At 35.7% G+C, this 21,923-nt stretch carries 20 protein-coding genes and 2 pseudogenes; 3 read left to right on the top strand and 19 right to left on the bottom strand.

Features of this window, described 5'->3' with window-relative positions; translation table 11 throughout:
- Nucleotides 1-19 precede the first annotated feature (19 nt).
- The 11 genes from GM661_RS01485 to GM661_RS01435 form a co-directional block, all read right to left on the bottom strand.
- On the bottom strand, nt 20-997 hold the full coding sequence (locus GM661_RS01485) for an ABC transporter permease (RefSeq protein ID WP_125987487.1): 978 nt from the start codon (nt 995-997) through the stop codon (nt 20-22).
- Between the two features lie 37 nt (nt 998-1,034).
- Nucleotides 1,035-2,531: a sugar ABC transporter ATP-binding protein gene (locus GM661_RS01480; protein ID WP_230868449.1), complete on the bottom strand. Its 1,497-nt coding sequence runs from the start codon at nt 2,529-2,531 to the stop codon at nt 1,035-1,037.
- Nucleotides 2,532-2,623: 92 nt separating this feature from the next.
- Nucleotides 2,624-3,616 carry a LacI family DNA-binding transcriptional regulator gene (locus GM661_RS01475; RefSeq protein WP_230868448.1) on the bottom strand — a complete coding sequence of 331 codons (993 nt, stop codon included), beginning with the start codon at nt 3,614-3,616 and terminating at the stop codon, nt 2,624-2,626.
- A gap of 321 nt (nt 3,617-3,937) precedes the next feature.
- Nucleotides 3,938-4,903, bottom strand: a complete 966-nt coding sequence (gene rhaS / locus GM661_RS01470) for a rhamnose ABC transporter substrate-binding protein (protein WP_407929633.1) — start codon at nt 4,901-4,903, stop codon at nt 3,938-3,940.
- A gap of 193 nt (nt 4,904-5,096) precedes the next feature.
- Nucleotides 5,097-6,083: an ABC transporter permease gene (locus tag GM661_RS01465; protein WP_230868446.1), complete on the bottom strand. Its 987-nt coding sequence runs from the start codon at nt 6,081-6,083 to the stop codon at nt 5,097-5,099.
- 1 nt (nt 6,084) lies between these two features.
- On the bottom strand, nt 6,085-7,092 hold the full coding sequence (locus tag GM661_RS01460; protein WP_230868445.1) for an ABC transporter permease: 1,008 nt from the start codon (nt 7,090-7,092) through the stop codon (nt 6,085-6,087).
- A 27-nt stretch (nt 7,093-7,119) separates the two neighbouring features.
- Entirely contained in the window at nt 7,120-8,637 is a 1,518-nt protein-coding gene (locus GM661_RS01455) for a sugar ABC transporter ATP-binding protein (protein WP_230868444.1), read from the bottom strand.
- A 29-nt stretch (nt 8,638-8,666) separates the two neighbouring features.
- Entirely contained in the window at nt 8,667-8,990 is a 324-nt protein-coding gene (locus tag GM661_RS01450; RefSeq protein WP_230868443.1) for an L-rhamnose mutarotase, read from the bottom strand.
- A 198-nt stretch (nt 8,991-9,188) separates the two neighbouring features.
- A complete protein-coding gene (locus GM661_RS01445; protein ID WP_230868442.1) occupies nt 9,189-10,460 on the bottom strand; it encodes an L-rhamnose isomerase in 1,272 nt (423 codons plus the stop codon).
- A gap of 32 nt (nt 10,461-10,492) precedes the next feature.
- The gene (locus GM661_RS01440) at nt 10,493-11,923 is read right to left on the bottom strand and encodes a rhamnulokinase (RefSeq protein ID WP_230868441.1); all 1,431 of its coding nucleotides are present in this window, start codon (nt 11,921-11,923) and stop codon (nt 10,493-10,495) included.
- A 143-nt stretch (nt 11,924-12,066) separates the two neighbouring features.
- Nucleotides 12,067-12,738 (bottom strand): class II aldolase/adducin family protein, encoded by a 672-nt coding sequence (locus GM661_RS01435; RefSeq protein WP_230868440.1) that lies wholly within the window; start codon nt 12,736-12,738, stop codon nt 12,067-12,069.
- Nucleotides 12,739-13,270: 532 nt separating this feature from the next.
- Here GM661_RS01435 and GM661_RS01430 point away from each other — a divergent pair.
- A complete protein-coding gene (locus tag GM661_RS01430) occupies nt 13,271-14,029 on the top strand; it encodes a DeoR/GlpR family DNA-binding transcription regulator (protein ID WP_230868439.1) in 759 nt (252 codons plus the stop codon).
- A gap of 41 nt (nt 14,030-14,070) precedes the next feature.
- On the opposite strand, the pseudogene GM661_RS19005 reads toward GM661_RS01430, so the two are convergent.
- Nucleotides 14,071-14,436 (bottom strand): annotated as a pseudogene (locus GM661_RS19005) (hypothetical protein).
- A 1-nt stretch (nt 14,437) separates the two neighbouring features.
- Complete coding sequence (locus GM661_RS01415; protein ID WP_230868436.1) at nt 14,438-14,581, bottom strand: hypothetical protein; 144 nt, start codon at nt 14,579-14,581, stop codon at nt 14,438-14,440.
- A 359-nt stretch (nt 14,582-14,940) separates the two neighbouring features.
- Here GM661_RS01415 and GM661_RS01410 point away from each other — a divergent pair, with 359 nt between their 5' ends.
- Together GM661_RS01410 and GM661_RS01405 are read left to right on the top strand one after the other, a co-directional pair.
- Nucleotides 14,941-15,270, top strand: a complete 330-nt coding sequence (locus GM661_RS01410) for a hypothetical protein (protein ID WP_230868435.1) — start codon at nt 14,941-14,943, stop codon at nt 15,268-15,270.
- Nucleotides 15,271-15,333: 63 nt separating this feature from the next.
- Nucleotides 15,334-15,423: pseudogene (locus GM661_RS01405) on the top strand (IS200/IS605 family transposase); the annotation flags it as partial.
- A gap of 320 nt (nt 15,424-15,743) precedes the next feature.
- Here the strand turns inward: GM661_RS01405 and GM661_RS01400 are convergent.
- From GM661_RS01400 to GM661_RS01375, 6 genes are all read right to left on the bottom strand, one after another.
- On the bottom strand, nt 15,744-16,937 hold the full coding sequence (locus tag GM661_RS01400) for an FAD-dependent oxidoreductase (protein ID WP_230868434.1): 1,194 nt from the start codon (nt 16,935-16,937) through the stop codon (nt 15,744-15,746).
- A gap of 349 nt (nt 16,938-17,286) precedes the next feature.
- Nucleotides 17,287-18,060 carry an IclR family transcriptional regulator gene (locus GM661_RS01395; RefSeq protein WP_230868433.1) on the bottom strand — a complete coding sequence of 258 codons (774 nt, stop codon included), beginning with the start codon at nt 18,058-18,060 and terminating at the stop codon, nt 17,287-17,289.
- 52 nt (nt 18,061-18,112) lie between these two features.
- Nucleotides 18,113-19,138 carry a zinc-dependent alcohol dehydrogenase gene (locus tag GM661_RS01390; protein ID WP_230868432.1) on the bottom strand — a complete coding sequence of 342 codons (1,026 nt, stop codon included), beginning with the start codon at nt 19,136-19,138 and terminating at the stop codon, nt 18,113-18,115.
- A gap of 40 nt (nt 19,139-19,178) precedes the next feature.
- The gene (gene kduD, locus GM661_RS01385) at nt 19,179-19,946 is read right to left on the bottom strand and encodes a 2-dehydro-3-deoxy-D-gluconate 5-dehydrogenase KduD (protein WP_230868431.1); all 768 of its coding nucleotides are present in this window, start codon (nt 19,944-19,946) and stop codon (nt 19,179-19,181) included.
- Between the two features lie 137 nt (nt 19,947-20,083).
- On the bottom strand, nt 20,084-21,364 hold the full coding sequence (locus tag GM661_RS01380; protein ID WP_230868430.1) for a TRAP transporter large permease: 1,281 nt from the start codon (nt 21,362-21,364) through the stop codon (nt 20,084-20,086).
- Entirely contained in the window at nt 21,365-21,856 is a 492-nt protein-coding gene (locus GM661_RS01375) for a TRAP transporter small permease (RefSeq protein WP_230868429.1), read from the bottom strand. It abuts the gene before it with no gap.
- Between the last annotated feature and the right edge of the window lie 67 nt (nt 21,857-21,923).

The following is a 21,923-nucleotide window of genomic DNA, read 5'->3' as shown; positions in this document are numbered from 1 at the left end:
AGGGTATAATAAATATAAATTAGCCTTTACGTCGGCGAAGGATATCTGAATAAACAGCTAGTATTACAATAGCCCCAATAATGACTGTCTGCCACTCCTGGGGGATAGAGAGGATACGTAGACCATTTGTTAAAACACTCATAATAAAAGCACCTATGATCGTCCCCAGTATTGTACCCTGACCACCACTTAAAGAAGTCCCACCAATTACTACTGCAGCAATAGCTTCTAATTCATAACCTGAGCCCAGGGCTGGTTGAGCAGAATTCAAACGAGAAGCCATTAAAACCCCTGCTAAGCCACTGAAAAAACCACCCAGGGTATAAATGGCCATCTTCCATCTGTCAACATTAATCCCTGATAGGCGGGCCGCCTCTTCATTACTTCCCAGGGCATAGGTATATCTACCAAATACAGTACGATCTAGTATCAGACTGGCAATAAATGCAGCACCTAGAAAAATATATACAGAAAGAGGTATACCCAAAACAGTACCCATAGCAATCTTACGAAAAGCAGGTCTCTGTATAAAATAAATCGGTTTAGTCCCTGAAATAACAAGATTAAGTCCCTCAGCTACCATCATCATACCCAGGGTAGCAATAAAGGGTGGTATCTTAAGTTTGGCTACTAAGGTCCCACTAACCAGACCAGCCAGGGCCCCGGCAGCAAGACCACCCAGTATTCCCATGTAAATAGGCAGTCCCCAGAATGTAATGAAAACACCAGTCATAACCGAACCAAAAGTCATTACCGTCCCAACTGACAAATCAATTCCACCGGTAATAATTATAAAAGTAACCCCAGTAGCCAGCACTCCGGTAACTGCTGTTGAAACAAGTATCCCTACTACATTAGAAAAAGTTGCAAAATTTGAAGATGCCAGTGAAAAAATAATAAACATAACTATCAGGCTAGCAAAAGCCAGCAGTTTCTGCTTTGATTCTGATTTTATAAATAAGTTTTTTTGATTCCCGGTAATCAGTTCAGTATTCATAGGTAATTTCCTCCAATTTAATAGATTTTAAATATAATTAACTTCGCCTGGTGGCATATCTCATAATGCTTTCCTGAGAAGCCTTCTCTGCATCCAGTTTGCCCGTAATCTTCCCTTCACACATAACAACAATTCGGTGACTCATCCTCAATATCTCCGGCAGTTCGGAAGAAATCATAATAATAGATTTACCCCCTTCAACCAGGTCATTTAAAAGCTTATATATCTCACTTTTTGCCCCTACATCAATACCCCTTGTTGGTTCATCAAAGATTAAGATATCACTATCACAATCCAGCCATTTAGCAATTACTACCTTTTGCTGATTACCTCCTGATAGGTTTTTAGCTTTCTGCTTAATACCAGGGGTCTTTATCTTAAGCTTGTTAATTAATCTATAGCCACTTTCCTTTATCTTATTGCCCTTAACCCAGCCTAATTTGCCTAAATAATTTTTATAATTTGTCAAGACTATATTTGTTGCCAGGTCAAGACCAAGAGCCAGTCCATAACGCTTACGGTCCTCAGATAGATAACCTATCCCATAATTCACTGCATCAACAGGACTTGTAATATTGACTTTCTTTCCCTTAACATATATTTCCCCTGAATCAAAGGGATCTGCCCCAAAAATGGCTCTGGCAACTTCAGTTCGCCCTGCACCCATTAAACCAGCAAACCCAAGTATTTCACCCTTTTTTAAGGAAAAATTAATATCCTTAAGAACACCAGCACGGTTTAGATTTTTCACTTCCAGTACTATATCCTGATTTTTATCGTATATTTTTTTGGATGATGATTCATAGATTTCTCTACCAACCATCATCTTTATTATCTTATCTATCTCTATCTCGGGTGTATTAACTGTATCTATATAGCAACCGTCTCGCATAACTGTTATACGATCACTTATTTCTTTAAGTTCTTCAAATCGGTGGGAAATATATACTATACCTACACCATCATCTCTCAGTTTTTTTATAATCACAAATAATTCCTCTATTTCAGAATCAGTCAGGGCTGCTGTTGGTTCATCCATAATTAATACTTCAGAATTATAAGAAAGGGCCTTGATAATTTCCACCATCTGCTGTTTGGCAACAGTTAAATCCATTACCTTTGTTTCAGGATCTAATTCAATGTTTAGCATTTCCAGTAGTTCACTGGTTCTTTTATTTATCTCTTTTTTATCTAAAATAAAACTACCTTTACGCGGTTCCCTACCTATAAAAACATTTTCAGCTACAGTCAGATGGGGCATTAAATTAAATTCCTGATAAATAATACTAATCCCCAGTTCCTGTGCAGTACCAGGGGTATTAATCTCCACTTCTTTTCCTTTATAGAATATTTTACCCTTATCCTTATTATGAACACCGGTTAACACCTTCATTAAAGTTGATTTCCCAGCACCATTTTCTCCAACCAGGGCATGAACCTCACCAGCGAGCAGTTCAAATTGACAATTATCTAAGGCTTTAACACCTGGAAAAGATTTATCAATATCCTTCATTTTTACTAAAATATCACCCATTTACTATCACCTCAATTCCTTTCTCTTCTATTTCTGAATAATTTGCAAATTAAAAATATTATCTGCTACACCATAAATATCCCCCCTTTTATTTACGTTGAATGGCGAACACACAGGCTAGATGCCAGAATAATCCTCTCTGGATCATTAATTTCCTTTTTTATCTGCTTAATAAGCAGTTCCATAGCTATTAATCCTATTTCATAGGCTGGTTGATTCATGGAAGTAAAAAATGGATTTAAGACTGAACCGTTGTCAAAATCATCAAAACAAACGATAGCTATATCCTCAGGCACTTTAATCCCCAGCTCCTTTAACCCTTTAACTGCCCCAATCGCCAGGAAATTATTAGCAGCAAACAGTGCTGTAGGCCGGGGGCTGACTTTAACTATTTCCTGGGCCAGTAAATACCCAACTTCCTTAATAGGTTTTTTACCTACTTTTATATAATCACTGTTTATATTTATCCCGGTATCTGCTAAAGCAGTCAGGTAACCTTCAGTCCTCTTGCGGTAAACAGATATTCCCTGTAAACCAGTAATTAACCCAATTCTCCTATGACCTAACCCAATAAGGTATTCCACCAGAGCAGAGGCACTCTCTTTATTATTGGAACCTACATAACTAGTAGTTATTCCTTTGATTTCCCTGTCCAGGATAACAAGTGGTATTTCATTCTTAAAAATGGGTTTAAGAATATGGCTCTCCTGTGATATCGGGTCAAGCATTAATCCATCCACCCTTCTCTCCATAAACATCCTGATATACTCCTCTTCCCTTACAATATCCTCATTAGTATTACCAAAAATAACTGCAAAACCATTTTCATTGGCCTTTTCTTCTGCACCATGAAATAAAGTAGCAAAGAAATTATTAGTTATATCAGGTAATATTACAGCAATAGTATTCGTTGTCTTACGTACCAGACTGCTGGCATTACTGTTTGGTACATAACTGGCTTCCTTTAGTAATTTCTTAACTTTTTTACGGGTTGAATCTTTAACATAGGGATGATTATTTATCACCCTTGAAACAGTTGTAATAGAAACCCCGGCTTTTTTTGCTATATCATAGATTGTAGCCATTATGAAACCCCTTTCAGAACACTAAACCTGAAACCCTTTTCAAAAATAGTTAAATGCGTTTTTGTTGTTTTGCTGTTTAATATGTAGGCTTATTATTATTTATTCTTTGTTTATTTTTATATTTATGTTGTTATATCTTTATTATATACTGTTTTTATAATGTTTTCAAGGTTTTGTTTTTATTTTTTATTCTAAAAATAAACATTAGGTGATAATAAGAATATTTGTTTTTCTTACTATCACCAAACAAAACCAAATAACAAATAAGACTAGCATTTATAAGCCTATATATTCGATTTTATCCAATGGAAACTTGACTCATTAATAAACTTCCTTCCATTTATCAATATTAACAACATCAAACTTAAAAGGAGCACCAAGCATAATTTCTGTACCTTCACCAGCTTGAATTACTTCTTTTTCCCCAAGGAAACCAGCATTAAATGTATCTCCAACTTCCCCATTGATATCTCCTGTTACCAGGGCATGGGCAGCATAAGCACCTAAATATCCTAAATCAATAGGATTCCAAAGATACATCCATGGGCAAACACCATTTTTTATATATTCAGCCATTTCACTAGGTAGACCAAGTCCGGTTAAATAAACTTCACCTTTGAGCCCTTTATCTGTCAAAACTTTACCGGCTGCAGCAATACCAACTGTTGTAGGAGCAATTATACCTTTTAGCTCGGGATATGTCTTCAATAAGGCTTCTGTTTCAGAAACACTCTTGTCTCTTAAATCATCACCATAAGCAACTTTTACAAGTTCAACATTACTATATTTAGGCTTTTTAAGTTCCTTTTTCATCCATTCAATCCATAGATTCTGATTGCTGGCCTGAGAAGTGGCACTTAATACTGCTATCTGACCTTCTTCACCTATCATTTCATAGATGGCCTGAACTTCCACACGACCAATTAGTTCTGGGTTTGCCTGATTAATATGCACATCCCTGCTATCAGGGTTAACAGCAGAATCAAGAGAGACTACTTTAATACCTCTCCTCATAGCCTTTTTAAGGGCTGGTTCTAGTGCATCATAGTCATTAGCACTGATAGCTATAGCATCTACATGTTGGGCTATCAATTGTTCAATCATCTGGATCTGCGCTTCAGCCGTTGGTTCAGCAGGGGCTTTTAAAATAGCTTCTCCACCAAATTCCTTAACAGCCTTTTCAAAACCATCCATGAGTTTCTCCCCAAAGGGATTACCAGCACTCTTGAAAATTACAGCATATCTACCCTCAGCACTTGCAAGACCAGATGCCAGTATAACTGCCATCACCAACACTAAACAAATAAATAATTTCTTCATCTTACTCCCCCTCTTTTTTATTTAAATATATAAAACAGCTAGTACTGTTTCATACAAAATTTATTACAGCCAACCCTTTAAGAGTCTGTTCGAAAAGTATCAGTATAACGACGGGGATTATATATCCCCTATTTATACCTTTTTGAACACACACTTTAAATCACTTTTTATTCAAATTAGAAAGCATGACAGATACTATTAATAATAGACCAACTATAATTAAAATTACCTGATCTGGCACATTAACAAGTCCTAAGCCATAGCGCAGAAAACCAATTATAAAAATAGCTAAGAGAACACCAATTATTTTACCCTTACCACCTGATGTACTTACACCCCCAAGGACTACCATAGCAATTACATCTAATTCATAGCCAGAGGCTATATTAGGCCTGGTACTACCCATTTTGGAAGTCAGAAATAAGGCAGTTACTCCTGCCATCAGACCTGCCAGTGTAAAGACTGCCACCTTAATCTTATCTACTTTGACACCAGAATATTTGCTGGCCACTTCATTATTTCCTATAGCATAAACCTTACGTCCAAATGTTGTTTTATGTAAAAGTAATAAAAATATTACCGCAAATAAAGCAAATAAGATCAAAATAAATGGAATTCCTTTTATATAACCCCAGCCAGGAAAATTAAACCAATCTGGAAATTCCCCAGCAGCCTGGTCTTCCAGGATAATATAGGCTATTCCGCGGTATAAGGTCATAGTAGAAAGGGTTACAATAACTGCTGATAATTCTTTAAACTTAACTATTAATAAACCATTAATTAAACCACAGAGCAATCCAATAAATAGACAAAGTAAAATTGCTAATACCATTGGTAAACCTGCATTGTAAGCAACAGCCATTATCACTGATGATAAAGCAACTGTTGAGGCAACTGATATATCAATATCACCAAAAATAATTACCAAAGCCATTGGTAGGGCAATAAAGGCCTTATCCAGAAAAGTCATTGTCGCATCTAATAGGGTATAGGTATTTAAGTAATAGGGAGATAGTTGTGAATTAATAATATGTATCAGAAAAAAAATTAATAAGAGCAACCACTCCCACTGTAGGAAAAAATCTTTTGTCCTAAATTCTCTTTCTATTGATATGTTTTTTTCTACTGATGATGTTAAATTTTCCATACTATATTACCCTCCTCATAAGATTCTTCCTATCAACACTCCTTTTAACTAAAGCACTCACAACTACTGCTAAAAGAATGATTGCTCCCTGAATTGCATCCTGCCAGAAAGGTGACACATTAATTAATGGTAGAGCATTATCTAAAAGCCCCATTAGAAGAACACCTGAAAGGAGACCAGAGACCTTGCCCCTTCCACCGGCAATACTTACCCCACCAACAACACAGGATGCAATAACAGTCATTTCATAGCCCATTGCTGTATTACTCTGGGCTGAAGCAAACTTGGATACCCATAAAACACCAGAAAGACCTGCCAGCGCACCCATAATCATATAAACTAAGCATAATATTTTACTAACGTTAATCCCACTTATTCTAGCTGAATTCGGATTACTACCAACAGCATAAACCTGTCTACCTGTTCGTGTATAATTAACAAAGTAGTAAAAGAGAATATAGATAATTATTGCAACAAATATCAAGTTATTAATACCAAATACTGAGCCTGTTGCAATATTTTTAAATCCATCAGACATTTGGTAGGCACTTACCCAGCTACCCCCACTGACCAAAAAGGTTATTCCTCTAAAAACATTCATCATACCCAGGGTCGCAATAATAGGTAAAATCGAGGTCCTGGCAACAAAAAACCCTATTATTACCCCACAAATAAGACCTATTAACATACCCAAGAAAATTGCCAAAATAGGATGTAATCCAGGGTAAATCTTAACAGTCATAGCTGTTAACATACCAGATAAAGCCAGTGTTGCACCAATAGAAAGATCAATACCCCTTGTAATTATTACCAACATCATTCCTGCTGCCAGAATGGAAAGAATAGCAGTATTTTTGATTAAGTCATTTATGTTTTCCAGGCTTAAAAAACTAGGATTCCTTAACTGTACAAAAAATCCAATGATAATAATAAAAGTTATTAAACCCAGTTCGCGAATCTTTTGTATATTCTCACTATTAAATAAACCCTTAGATTTTCCTTCAAGCATTTAAAATCCCACCTTAAAATTAATATATTACTTATTTTTAGCCTTAAGGGAAACCTTCTTTTTCATAGCCGCTTTAAGGATCGTTTCCTGGTCGGCCTCTTCCCTGGAAAAGCTGCCAGTAATCCTCCCTTCCCGCATAACAATAATTCTATCACTCATACCGAGAACCTCAGGCATCTCTGAGGAAACCATTATAATCCCATAGCCCTGTTCAGCAAGGTCACTCATGATTTCAAAAATTGCCGATTTCGCCCCTACATCAACACCTTTAGTCGGCTCATCAAGAATAATCACCTTTAAATCAGCAGTCAGGAGTTTAGCAACTACAACCTTTTGCTGATTACCACCAGATAGTGAATTCGCCAGGTCATAAATAGTCTTTGCCTTAACATTAAGCTTTTCTGCCAACAATTGAGCCATATCTACCTCTTTACTGTTATCTATCCACCCCTGATGAGATACCTTATCTAGAGCAGAGAGGGAAATATTTTTTTCTAAACCCCATTCCAGTATTAATCCCTGTTCCTGACGATCTTCTGGCAGGTAACCTATCCCCAGTTCCATAGCATCTAGAGGGTGTTTAATCTTAATCTCTTCTCCCTGGAAATAAATTTTCCCCTGCTCATAAGGTGTAATTCCAAAGATTGCCTGACACAGCTCAGACCTGCCTGCACCAACCAATCCTGTTAACCCAAGGATCTCTCCCTGGTGTAAGGTAAAAGAAATGTCTGAAAAGTAGCCCATCCTCCCCAGCCCTTCTATCTTTAATACCTCCTGTCCAAGATCAGCCTTTTTATCCGGGAACAGCTGTTTAATTTCACGGCCTACCATGGCCTGAATTAATTGTTCATTACTGATCTCAGCCACATTCCAGGTTCCTATATAACGGGAATCCCTGAGTACTGTAACCCTATCAGCCAGTCTATATGTATCCTCAAATCTATGGGATATAAAGATAATGGAAGTACCATCATCTTTCAATTTTTCGGTAATCTGGTATAACTCCTCGCTTTCACTTTTAGTTAAAGAAGCAGTTGGTTCATCCATAATAATTATCCTGGCACCAGTAGATAAAGCCTTGGCAATCTCCACCATCTGCTGTTGGGCTACACTAAGTGCTTTCATCTCTGTTTTAGGACTAAAATCTGCACCTAACTGATTCAAATATTTCTCCGCTTCAGCATGCATCTCATCCCATAATAACCTTTTACTTCTCTGTTTTATTTTTTCATGTCCAATAAAAATATTTTCTGTCACACTTAAATCAGCATAACTGGTTGCATGCTGATAAATGGCTGCAATCCCTAACTTCTTGGAATCGTTCGGGTTATTTATGCTAACTTTTTTACCCTTCAGATAGATTTCACCCTGTTCAGGTTGGTGTACACCAGTAATAATTTTAATAAAAGTAGATTTTCCGGCACCATTTTCACCCATCAGGGCATGAATCTCTCCAGATTTTAATTGAAAATGGACATCATCGAGTGCCTTTATCCCTGGAAATTCTTTAGTGATACCCTTTAACTCTAAAATATATTCTGACATATATCTTCTCTCCCCTTAATCACCCTTCTTTATTTCTTATAAAACATTAAATCCATAGCTTCTTTTACTGGAAATACATTACTATCATCATCTACTCTACTTTCCAGGAGATCCTGCATATATACATTCCATTTAGCAACAATCTCACTCTCAGCCTGTACTCTATCACTATAATCTAAATCCTCAACTTCATAATAACCAAACAAATCTTGCCCAGAATTCCAGATTGAATAATTCTTTATTCCTGCCTTATCCAATACCTCTAGCATCTCCGGCCAGAGCTGGTCATGCCTTTTTTTATATTCTTCCTGCACATTTTCATTTTTCAACTTTAATTTAAAACCTACTCTCATTTTGATCCTCCCCCATATAAATATTTCATAAGTTAAACATTTTAATTATGAGAGTCTGTTCGAAAAGTATCAGTATATACCGCCAGGGATTATATATCCCTTCACTCAACGGTAACACCTTAACTTCGTTCAGGGATATATAATCCCCTATTTATGCCTTTTCGAACACACACTATGAATTTTTTGCACTACAGCAAGTCATGAGTTTCTGTTGCTCAACACCTCTTTTTCATAATTCCTTACCTCAGTAAACCAGTCTTCTCCCACAGGGACATTATTCTCAGCACAATAGTAGTTCCAGACTGCCTGCCAGGGATATGCTTTCAATTCTTCTAATATAGCCAACCTGGCTGTTAAATCACCGTTTAATTCATATTCCTTTAGTGTAGCTGTAGGCTCCAACATAGCTATTAGTAAGGCCTTGAGCATATTTCTGGTCCCAATAACCCAGGCAGCTATCCGATTTATGCTGGCATCAAAGAAATCCAATCCAATATGAACCCGGTCAAGGAACCCTGGTCTTACTATCTGCTGGGCAATAGCCTGTAATTCGTCATCTAAAATTACAACATGGTCACTATCCCACCTGACAGGCCGACTGACATGAAGGAGTAGTTCATCCAAATATAAAAGGCAGGCAGATATTTTATTGGAAATATACTCTGTGGGATGAAAATGACCGGCATCTAAACAGAGTAAGAGATCATTTTTTAAGGAATACCCTAAATAGAATTCATGGGAGCCGACTACATAACTCTCTGACCCTATTCCAAACAACTTACTTTCAACCGCATCTAAATTATATTCTTTATCAATATTTTCAGAGAGTATCTGATCAAGGGAATCCTTTAATCTCTCCCGGGGGCTAAATTTATCGACAGGTATATCTTTATAACCATCAGGTAGCCAGATATTAGTCACTGCTGCTGTGCCCAGTTCTTTTCCGAAATATTCACCAATTTTTCTGGACCTTTTACAGTGTTCAATCCAGAAATCCCTGATCCCCTGATCAGGGTGGCTGAGGGTAAATCCATCATCTGCTTTTGGGTGTGAAAAAAGTGTTGGATTAAAATCAAGACCAATTCCTTTTTCTTTAGCCCAGTCAACCCATTTGCTAAAGTGCTGAGGGGTAATTTCATCCCTATCTACCTTCTTGCCACCTGTCTCTAAATAAATAGCATGTAGGTTCAAACGGTGCTTACCAGGTATTAAAGAAAAAGCCTGACCTAAGTCCTGACGCAGTTCATCAGCTGAGCGGGCTTTACCCGGGTAATTACCAGTAGCCTGTATCCCCCCTGTCAGATCTCCTTCAGGGTCTTCAAAACCGCCGACATCATCACCCTGCCAGCAGTGCATAGAAATCGCCACACCCTCCATGGCCTGCACTACTTTCTCCACATCAATCCCCCACCGGCCATATAGTTCTTTGGCCCATTGAAAAGCCTGATTTATCTTTTTATCACTATACATTATTAAAACCCCCTGAATTAAATTTATAATTATTAAACAGGTAAATACTCCTTTAACTCAATAGAATTACGGACCAGTTCTCGCCCTTCTTTAAGGTCCTTGATCTCACCCAGACCTATTAATTGGGCCAGGACATTACCAGTTGCAGTAGCCTCAACAGGACCAGCCAGTACCCTCCTCTTACTTATATCGGCTGTGTACTGGCATAGTAATTCTGCCTGTATCCCCCCTCCAACCATATGAATATTTTTAATTTTTCTATCTACCAGTTTTTCCAGGCGTTTAATTACTTTATCATAACTAAAGGCCAGGCTTTCATATACCCCCCGTGCCATTTCACCAATAGTCTCTGGTACTGCTTGCTTGGTTTTACGACAGTATTCTTTAATTACTTCGGGCATATTTTCTGGTTTCATAAAAACAGGATCATCAGGGTCCAGTCTGTATTTAAAAGGGGTAGCCTGAGCCGCTGCTCTGCTTATTTCAGAATAGCTGAGGTCTCTCCCTTCCCTCTGCCAGATGCGTTTGCATTCCTGAATCAACCACAAACCTGTAATATTCTTTAAAAATCTTACCCTATTTTCTACACCAAGTTCATTTGTGAAATTTTCTGTTAGAGAATTTTCATTAATTACCGGTTCTGTTAATTCCATCCCCAGTAATGACCAGGTACCACTGGATAGGTAAACACCATTTTCATCTTCCAATGGGGTAGCAGCTACAGCAGATGCTGTATCATGACTCCCTACTGCCATAACAGCTAAATCATTGTTTAAACCACATTCTTCTTTAACCTCCGGCAGAAGCCCCCCAATCTTATTTCCGGGGTAAATAACTTCCTGCATAATATCTACTGGAATACCCAGACTTTTAAAAATTGTTTCTGACCAGGTATTTTTCAGTGGATTAAACAACTGTGATGTAGAAGCAATAGTATGTTCATTATATTTTTTTCCTGTCAGCAGATAATTTAATAGATCAGGCATAAATAATAGTGTAGCTGCATTATTCAATATCCAGGGACGCTCTTTTAGCTCAGCATATAATTGAAAAAGCGTATTTATCTGCATAAATTGTATCCCTGTCTCCTGATATATTTCCTTTTTGCCTATCTCTTTAAAAACCTCTGCTGGGATACCATCTGTCCTACTATCCCGGTAGTGATAGGGCAAGGACATCAGCTTACCGTTCTCATCCAAGAGGCCATAGTCAACCCCCCAGGTGTCTAGCCCCATACTGTGGATATCACCATCTGTCACTTTAACTGCTTTTTTAATCCCCTGTTTAATCTCTGCAAATAAGGCCAGAATATCCCAGTAAAAGTTGCCGTTGAGCCTTGCACCACCATTTGTAAAATTATGAATTACATCAAGTTTCAGTTTATTTCCGTCAAACCTGGCAAGTTGTGCCCTGCCATTTGATGCACCTAAATCACAGGCCAATAAATTAATTGTCCTGGACATGATTAAACACCCCCAATTCATATAATCATTTTAAAATTCCCATTAACTAACCTCAGTCATTACCTTTCTAATAATTTCAGCCACTCGACCTGGCAGTTTATCCTCTAATTATATTATTTTTTGCTTTGACTGCTTACTAACTATCACTCAGCACAGTTGGCAGGGTGGTTTCCCTGGACACCTAGTTTCTTACGTATCTCATATAATCTATCTACATTTTTCGGGGAAATCTCCTTTACCCCTCCCAGCTGTCTGGCTGTCAGGTTTATCTTGGCTGCTAGTTCGATAGTCTCCATTTTAAAATAGGCATTAAATAAATCTGTACCGACAGTAAGGGCCCCATGGTTTTCCAGTAAAAAGCCGTCATAACAATCAAGATATTTCCTGACTGCCTCAGGTATTTCCATAGTTGAAGGAGTGCCATATTTGGCAATAGGTACTGTTCCCAGTGATATAATTACCTCAGGCATAATCATTTCATTTAAGGGAATACCTGCTACAGCAAACCCAGTAGCTGTCGGTGGATGGGCGTGAACCACAGATTTTACATCTTCCCTGTTCTTATATACATCAAGATGCATTTTTAATTCAGATGATGGTTTAAGTTTTCCGGAGATAACATTTCCGTCCATATCTACCTTAACAATCATATCAGAGGTCATAAAACCCTTACTCACACCTGTTGGTGTTGTTAATACCTCTTTGTCATTGATTCTGACAGAAATATTTCCATCATTAGCAGCAACAAATCCATTAGTATATATCCTGCGCCCCACTTCACAAATATCTTCTTTAAGTTCAAATTCTGACCTCAATTTATACACCTCTCTATAAAATAAATTTTGTTTCATTGATTTGTGTTTTATTATATAATATATTTTTTGTTTTTTCAATATTTATTTTATGTTTTTGTTATGTTTATTTTGTTTTTTGTGTGTTATCTTTATTTAAACGTTTGATTTATTTGCTACAGTATGGTAATATTAGAGTAATAATCTAGAAGCTAATCCGCTACAGTACACATTGCCCGGCTTACCTCGGAATTTAAAATATATTAACTAAGTGTCTTTCATAATAAACTTTCATTGCATAATGGAAAAGGTTGTTTTACTGTTTGACCGAAGGGAGTTTAAAACAACCCATAATTAGTTATAACGTAAGCTGTAGTGGAGTTTTTGGCCGACGATAATTAATTAAGCAAGAGCCTTAACTAAATATAAGAATCATATTCCTTTGTCGTTATAGGGGTTTTATGTTAATATATAAATAGGCAAATATTTTTTTAAAGAAATAAATACTATAACAATAATATGTTTACATGCAAATTAAAAATAAGGAGAGATTTTCATGTTGGCTGAAGAAAGAAGACAGGAAATACTAAGGCTTTTAGACAATAAAGATAGTGTTCATGTTTCAGACCTGAGTAAAATACTTGATGTCACAGAAGAGACTATCAGACGTGACCTTGATGTTCTAGATAAAAAGAAATTGCTCAAGAGGATACATGGTGGGGCAGTACCACTGGTCAGTAACAGTAAAAATGAACTCAATTTTAATATCAGACAAAATAAAAAAATAAAAGAAAAAAAACAAATAGCAGCTAAAGCTATTGAACTTATTGAAGAGGGTGATACTATCTTTCTTGATGCCAGTAGTACATCTTTGTTTCTGGCCAGAGAACTTAAGAAAACACAGAATATAACAGTAGTAACTAATTCTATTAGAATAATCTTTGAATTATCTGATCTGAATAACATTACTGTCATTTCAACAGGTGGTATCTTAAGGCCTAACTCCCTTTCCTTTGTAGGACCTCTGGCAAACGAAACCTTAAAAAAATACTTTGCTGATAAAATATTTGCCTCCTGTAAAGGGATTGCTGTAGATTATGGGGCTACTGATTCTAATGAATTGGAAATAGAGGTAAAACAGAATATGATCAAACAGTCCAAAAAAGTCATTATTTTGTCTGACCACAGTAAAGTAAATGAGATCGGCTTGACACAGTTTGCTTCTATAGAAGAGATTGATACCCTGATTACTGATGAGCTAGTTGATAAAAACAGCCTAAAAAACTTTGAAGAAGCCGGCCTAACTGTCCTCTAATCTCTCTATCTATAGCAAATTAAAAAACCGGCTTTCTTCATTTACCTGACAATAACTGCTACCCCATCGGGTATTACCGTTATTTTGCTCTGTTGATTGCCAATAATATTCCCTGCCATTATAACGGCCTGCTCAAGATTAGCTGCTTTTTGCATATGCATATCCTTGATTAAAACCTCAACAAGGTCACTATTATAATTACTGTATGATGCATTAAAATCCTGGCCAATACCTGGGATTCTCACTGATCCCGAATAGTTTCATGCCTATCTCTGGATAAAATATCCTCCAACTTTTTCAACCCGGGCAAAGGTATTATAAAAGCCCTTACCACCATGCCCATCAGAACATTCTGCCAGCATAATAATGACCTCATTTTCCTTACAGACGGCCTCAGCAGCTGTCATACTAACCGCTTGATAAATGGGGATAACCCCCATTAGAAGTAATCACTATCCCTGCCTGTTTCCTCTCTACCCCAGCCAGAGCATCAAGAAACATTTTAACATTGTTTGTTTCAGGCACCTGTTTTATTGGGATTATAACCTTCATTTTCAATCCTCCTCTGAAATCATTTTACTAATCTAACAAAATTATTAAAGATCTTTTAATATAAATAGATTTACAGGCCAGCTCACCACCCTTCAAAAACTACTTTATAGTTATTATACATAAAAAAAAGAATAGTACAACTTTTTTGTTGTTTTATTTTTGTTTATGTATGTATTATTTATTATTATTTCATTTTATTTTATTGTTTTCTTTGTGGTATATAAGAAAAAAGAAGCTTTTAAAATACTTAAAACTCTTGGACTTAATCCAGGGCTTTTCTGTTTTAGAGTAGTAAATTTCAAATTAAAATGTGGAATTTTCATTAATATAGTGATAAAATATAATAGGAGGGGTTAATTATGGATGATATTAAGAAAGTTTTAAAATCTAATAGTCAAGAAGAAAAAATGGATGCTTTACTACATGGGTTTTATAATTTTTCGAAAAAAGTTGAAAAAGACATTGGACAATTAAAAGAAGATGTTGCAGAATTAAAAAATATGAAAGAAGATGTTGCAGAATTAAAAGGGTTAACTATAGCTGCTTTTAATGATATCAATAAAGATATTATAGAGATAAAAGAAATGATTAGTGATACAAATAATAGACTTGATACTATAAGAAGGCTAACAATAGAAAATACAGAAGATATATATAAAATAAAAAATAATAACTCTAAAGCTGTATAAGCTTTTAGCCTTTTAAACATAATTAAAGATGGCCATACTATTTCATAAAAGAGGTGAATAGTATTGGTTGAATATAGAAAAGGTAGTCATGCGGTTTATGATATAAAGTATCATATAATATTAGTAACTAAATATAGGTATAAAGTCCTTGAAGAAAATACCAACTAGATTAATAGAGTTAATATGGGCATAAGTTGAAGGAATTCCTTCAACTTATGCCCATTGCTTGGTTAATCTTATATAGCTACTTATCAAGTGTCTTATTCTTATACTGCATAACATTAACACTTTTTTCACCTGTATCGACATATTCTATTTCTATATAATCACCTTTTGTTGTAAAGATAGAATATGGTAATTTGTCAGTATTAACAACAAAAATACGTTCATCTTCTTCTAGTAGAAACTTTAATAAAGAAAGAGAAACATCTAACTTTAAAAGATTGTGGAATCATACTATATTATTTATAAGATTACTTAAGATATTCATTAACACGGAGGGCAGCTTTAGCCCCTTCAGCAGCAGCAATTATAATCTGCTTATCCTTTATATTTGTTACATCCCCTGCTGCCCAGATACCCTCTACATCTGTCTCATTATTTTCATTAATAATAATCTCTTTCCTCTCATTAGTTCCTACCATTCCATTAAGAAAATCCGAATTAGCCACCAACCCGATCTCTATAAATAATGCATCTATGCTTAGTTCTTTTTCTTCAGCTGTTTTATTATCTTTAATGACAACAGACTCCAGTTTTTCTTCTCCTTTTATTTTTTTAACCTGTGTCCCTTTGTAAACCCTGATATTATCATTTTTTTCAATCTGTTCCTGTAGGTACTGGTCACCCATTAATTCATTCTGAATTTCTATTAAAGAAACATCACAATCCATTTTAGCCAGATCAAGGCTGGCCTCCAGACCAGAATTTCCACCACCAACAACTGCTACCGGTCTACCAGCGTAGAGATAGCCATCACAGACTGCACAATAATGAACACCTCTACCAGTCAGGACATATTCCTGCTTCATCCCTAGATGGCGTTTTTGGGCCCCGCTGGCAATAATGATTGTTCTGGCTTTATATTCCCTGTTGTTATTGCTTATTACCCTATGTTCGCCTTGCATAGCTTTAATTTCATTTGCTTTTTCGCCAACTATTGTTGCAATATCATACTGCTGAATATGTTCCCAGAAATCATTGATCAATTGAGAACCATTTGTTTCCCTTTTGCCGATATAATTATCAATTCCATTAGTATCAATTACCTGTCCACCAAGGTCTTCTGTTAAAAGCAGAACTTCTATACCCTTTCTGGCAGCATATAAGGCAGCATTTAGCCCAGCCGGTCCTGCCCCAACAATAATAAGCTCCCATAAGCGCTGGGAATAATCATTACCCTTTATTCCCAAAAGCTCATTTAATCTACCTGAATTTTCCATTTCTATTAAATCATTATAACCACCAACATGATAATCATCAATTAATATTTGCGGCACGGATTTCTTACCAGTACGCTCTTCCATCTCAGCTAATCTGCCTTCTTCTCCCACATCATATTCAAAAAAAGAAAACCCTTTACTCTTAAGAAAGGCCTTAGCTTTTCTACAATAGGGACACCATTTTTTAGAATAAACCTCAATATTAATATTATTCACTTTATTCATTACCCCCTTTATTCCCTTATTAACTTGATAATCCAGGTAGAACCTGCTGCCCTTTTGCCTAAAGTTAATTCAATTTATAATCCTTTACTTATCTATAATATCATTTCCGTTTCATTGTAAATGTATCATAGATTACAGATTATAAAATTGTTTTACACAAAGTGTTAACTAGTAATCATAAACCAGACAAATATATTTGCGTGAAATTTTAAAAAAAGCCTCTAATTTATAGTATTAGAGACTTTTTATAAAAAAATTGAAACTTTTAATGCTACGAAACAATTTACAGATATTTTTCTATTGCTGCTATCAATTGATAATGTGCCAGACGAAACGTCCCCCTGGCACTTTATTTTTGTTTGTAGCCAAAAGCTGCCGAAATTTGTTTAGTATATCTATGAACAACTTCTGCCAGTTCATCAATTCTTTCATGGGTCATTCTATTAATAGGGGCAGAAATACTAAAAGAGGCTATTACATCCTGGTTAAAATTGAAAATAGGTCCACTAATACATCTAATCCCCACCCTATGTTCTTCATCATCAATAGCATATCCCTGCTCAAAAACCTCTTTAATATGTTTTCTAAACTGATTTTCACCAATAATAGTTTTATCTGTACATCCCGTTAAACCATTCTTAACAACCTTATTTATTAAATCTGGTTTAGAATAAGCCAAAATAACCTTACCAAGACTAGTACAGTGAGCAGGAACACGCCTACCTATTCTCGAATACATTCTTATTGTTTCAGATGTCTCTTCTTTATCAATATAGACTACTTCTGTTTCATCCATAATACCAAGGTGTACAGTTTCTCTAGTCTCTTCACGCAACCTCTTTAAATATGGTTTAATCTGTTCGCGTAAATCCAGGCTGTTTAAAACCAGGCCACCTATTTCAAATAGTTTTAACCCTACTTTATACTGATTATAATCATCCTGTTCGACATATCCCCTGTAGCCGAGAGTTGCTAACAAGCGATAGACTGTACTCTTATGTAGGCCTAGACTATCACTTAATTCAGTTACTCCCATACTTTTATTAGACTCTACCAGTTTTTCTATAACATCTATTGCCCTATCAAGTGACTGCACTAATTGTTGAGGTTTTTTGTTTTTCATAAATATTTTCCTTCCTATTTATTTAACCCCCTAATTTAATAAAGAAATTAGTTTAACATTCTATTAATATTTTTCCTAGATTTTTACCTTCCTGCATAACTTTAATGGCCTTCTCTAAATCTTCTATTTGATATATTTCACTAACTAATTTTTCCAAATCAAATAATTCATTTTTTACAATCTTATCTAACATATCTACTGTTTTTCTAAAGTGATCAAAACTGTAAACACGACTACCAACTATATTTAATTCCTTAAAAATAACTTTTAACATATCAAATTTAGGAATATCATTTGGAAATCCAACAGGAACAATCGTTCCCCTTATCCTACATGCTTGGGCTGCCAAAGACAAACCAGCTTCTGTCCCAGAAACTTCATAAACCACATCAAAACCTTGATTGTTAGTTATTTCATTTGCTTTTGCTATTTCGTCCCCTTCCTTAGGATTAATAACATTTTCAAAAAAAGATTTAATTTGTTTGATTCTATCAAGATTTATTTCTGAAAAAACTACTTCTGAAGCACCACTAATTTTAGCAACCATTCCTACTATCAACCCTATTGGACCAGCACCAATCACTAATACTTTATCTCCATTTTTCATGCCAGCCCTTTGATTTACATGAAAACCAACTGCGAATGGTTCAGTTAAAGCAGCAGCATGATCCGTTAAATTTGGGCTTACTTTTATTACCTTATCTACTGCTACTTTAACATATTCGGCAAATCCCCCATTACTATGTATCCCTAGTAATTTTAATTCTTTGCATACATGCCAGTTGCCTTCCCTACAGGCTTCACAAATACCACAACTAATCAAAGGTTCAACAACTACTCTGTCACCTACTTTAATATCACAGGAACTGTCTTTTATTTCTTTAACAATACCAACGAACTCATGTCCTAAAATAACTGGTGCTTGAGCAGTTGGATGATGTCCACCATATATATGGACATCAGAACCGCAAACTCCTGCATATGAAACTTTTATTAAGCATTCACCATCATCGATTTCTGGTTTGGCCACATCCTTAACTTCTATTTTCTCCCAATCTGTTAATACTGCAGCTTTCATTATAATGTCTCCCTCCATTTATAAATAGTAAATTAGATTCTTAACTTGCCAACCAACCACCATCAACCGCAATCACATAACCATTAATATAAGCAGAAGCAGGAGAGGCCAGAAATACAACCAATCCTTTCAAATCATCATTGGTACCCCATCTACCTGCCGGTATCCTTGCTAAAATTGACTGACTCCTTTCTTTGTCTTCTCTTAAAGAAGCAGTATTATCTGTTGCCATATATCCAGGTGCTATAGCATTTACATTTATATTATATTTTGCCCATTCATTGGCCATACTCTTGGTAATACCTGCTACACCATGCTTACTTGCTGTGTATGAAGGAACAAATAAACCGCCCTGAAAAGATAACATAGAGGCAGTATTTATAATCTTACCACCTTCATCTTTATCTATAAACACCTTGGCCACTTTTTGCGATAAAAAGAATAAACTCTTCAAATTTATATTCATTACATCATCCCAATCTTTTTCTGAAAAATCTATTACCTCATTACGTCTGATAGTACCAGAGTTATTAACCAATATATCAATTTTGCCAAATACATCAAGGGTTTTATTTACTATTTCATCTATTGCATCTGTAGACTTTAAATCTGCATTCACTTCGAGAAATGATTTGCCAATAGATTCAATCTGCGTTTTAGTTGCTGACATATCACTTGGTCCTACACCAACAATATCTGCTCCTGCCTCTGCAAGTGCCTCAGCCATACCAAAACCTAAACCATTTGGCCTTGAACAACCTGTAACTATCGCCACCTTACCATCAAGCTTAAAATCATTTAGAATCATATTTTGGCCTCCTATTTTTTTGTATGTTTTATATTGTAATTAATCCCTTCTTTTTTATATTTTTTTATAAAATATAATTTACTTTTAGAAGGAACAATTGAAAACAAAAACTAACTAAGTAAACTTTCCCAATATTATTACTTTATTAAACTAGGTAAAAATGTAGTAAACCAAGGAACAAATGTGATTAATAATAGTACAATAATCATAGCTGGCCATAAAACAATAGTTGATTTAGCTATTTTTTCCATTGTCGTTTTACCTACAGAACAACCGACAAATAGTCCTGTACCAACTGGTGGAGTTGTAAGACCTATACCCAGGTTTAATAATAGTACTATTGCAAATGTTGTTGCACTCAGACCAAGTGATTGAACAACTGGCAATAGAACTGGTGTTACAATGACAATTAATGGGGCAACATCCATCACCATTCCAAGACAGACTAACAGAATATTTATTAGCAATAATAAAATAACCCTGTTATCGGTTAAACCCAAAAACAAATTGGTTACTATTGCCGGAACATGCAAGTAAGTCATAATCCAACCAAAGGCTGAGGCAGACCCTATCAAAAACAACACTGTAGATATAGTCTTAACACTATCTAATATAATTGGCCATAGATCTCTGATTGACATTTCTCTATAAACTACAATCCCTAAAAAAGCTGCGTAAAGCACTGCAATGGCAGATGCTTCGGTAGCAGTAAAAATCCCAAAGGCAATACCTCCTACGATAATAATTGCCGCAAGCATACTCAGTATCCCATCTTTTATTATTAAAAGTGATTCTCCTAATGGTGGTCTTTTTTCTCGTGGATAGCCTCTCTTGACAGCAATTATATAACTAGCTATCATAAGTGATAATCCAACCATTATGCCTGGAATATAACCTGCCAAGAATAATTTTGCAATTGATACACCACCAGCACTCATGGCAAATATTATCATATTATGGCTAGGTGGGATGATAATCCCTTGTGTAGCAGATGCAACTGTTATCGAAGTAGAAAACTCTCTGTCATATCCTTTTTTTACCATCATCGGAATCATAATTGGACCTGTCGAAGAAATATCAGCAATAGCTGATCCTGAAACTCCACCAAATAACATTGATTGAATACAATTCACCATTGCTAAGCCTCCACGAAACGGTCCTACTATTACATAAGCAAAATCTACAATCCTTTTGGCAACTCCACCCTTAGACATTATTGCCCCAGCCAGGACAAATAATGGTATCGCAATTAAAGGAAAGGGTTGTATCCCAGTTGCAATTCTCTGGGCTATTACTAAAGGTGTTAATCCCATATTAAAAGCAGTTAATAATGCTGAGATCCCTAAACAAAATGCTATTGGAACACCTATTATTAATAAGAATATGAATGATACAAGAAGTACTAAAACTGGAGACATTTAATTCACCCCTAAACCAAAATAGTCAAATATTTCTTTTGCTGATTTTATTATTGCAAATAAAACTAGTAATAATCCCGATACAGGAACAATCAGGTAAGAATACCCGATTGAAAAACCTAAGGCTGATAATGTGCCACCCATCGTCCTTTTCACTAAAATAATCCCATTATAAAATAATATTAGTGAAAATGCAGTTAATATTATATTTCTCAAAACACACAAACATAACTGTAAAGATTCTGGAAATCTTTGAACAAAAAGATTTAACCCTATGTGGGAATCAGTCCATAGAGCACCAGCAGCACCTAAAAACCCAATCCACATCATTGAAATCACTGCTAATTCTTCAGCCCAGAACTGTCCCGTATTGAGAACATATCTTGAAAAAACCTGCCAGCTAATCAATAATGTTAATAATAAAATCATAATCCCCGTGATAATAGTAATTACTTTTTCTAAGCCATTTAAAATATTAATTAACTTATTCATACTAATCTTCTCCTTTGAATATCAGGTTGTGGTCAAAATCAGACCACAACCTGATTAAATTCAATTG

It is taken from the genome of Iocasia fonsfrigidae (genome assembly GCF_017751145.1).
Taxonomy (GTDB): domain Bacteria; phylum Bacillota; class Halanaerobiia; order Halanaerobiales; family DTU029; genus Iocasia; species Iocasia fonsfrigidae.
Note: the sequence above shows the minus strand (reverse complement) of the source record. Positions and strands in the feature narration are given on the sequence as shown.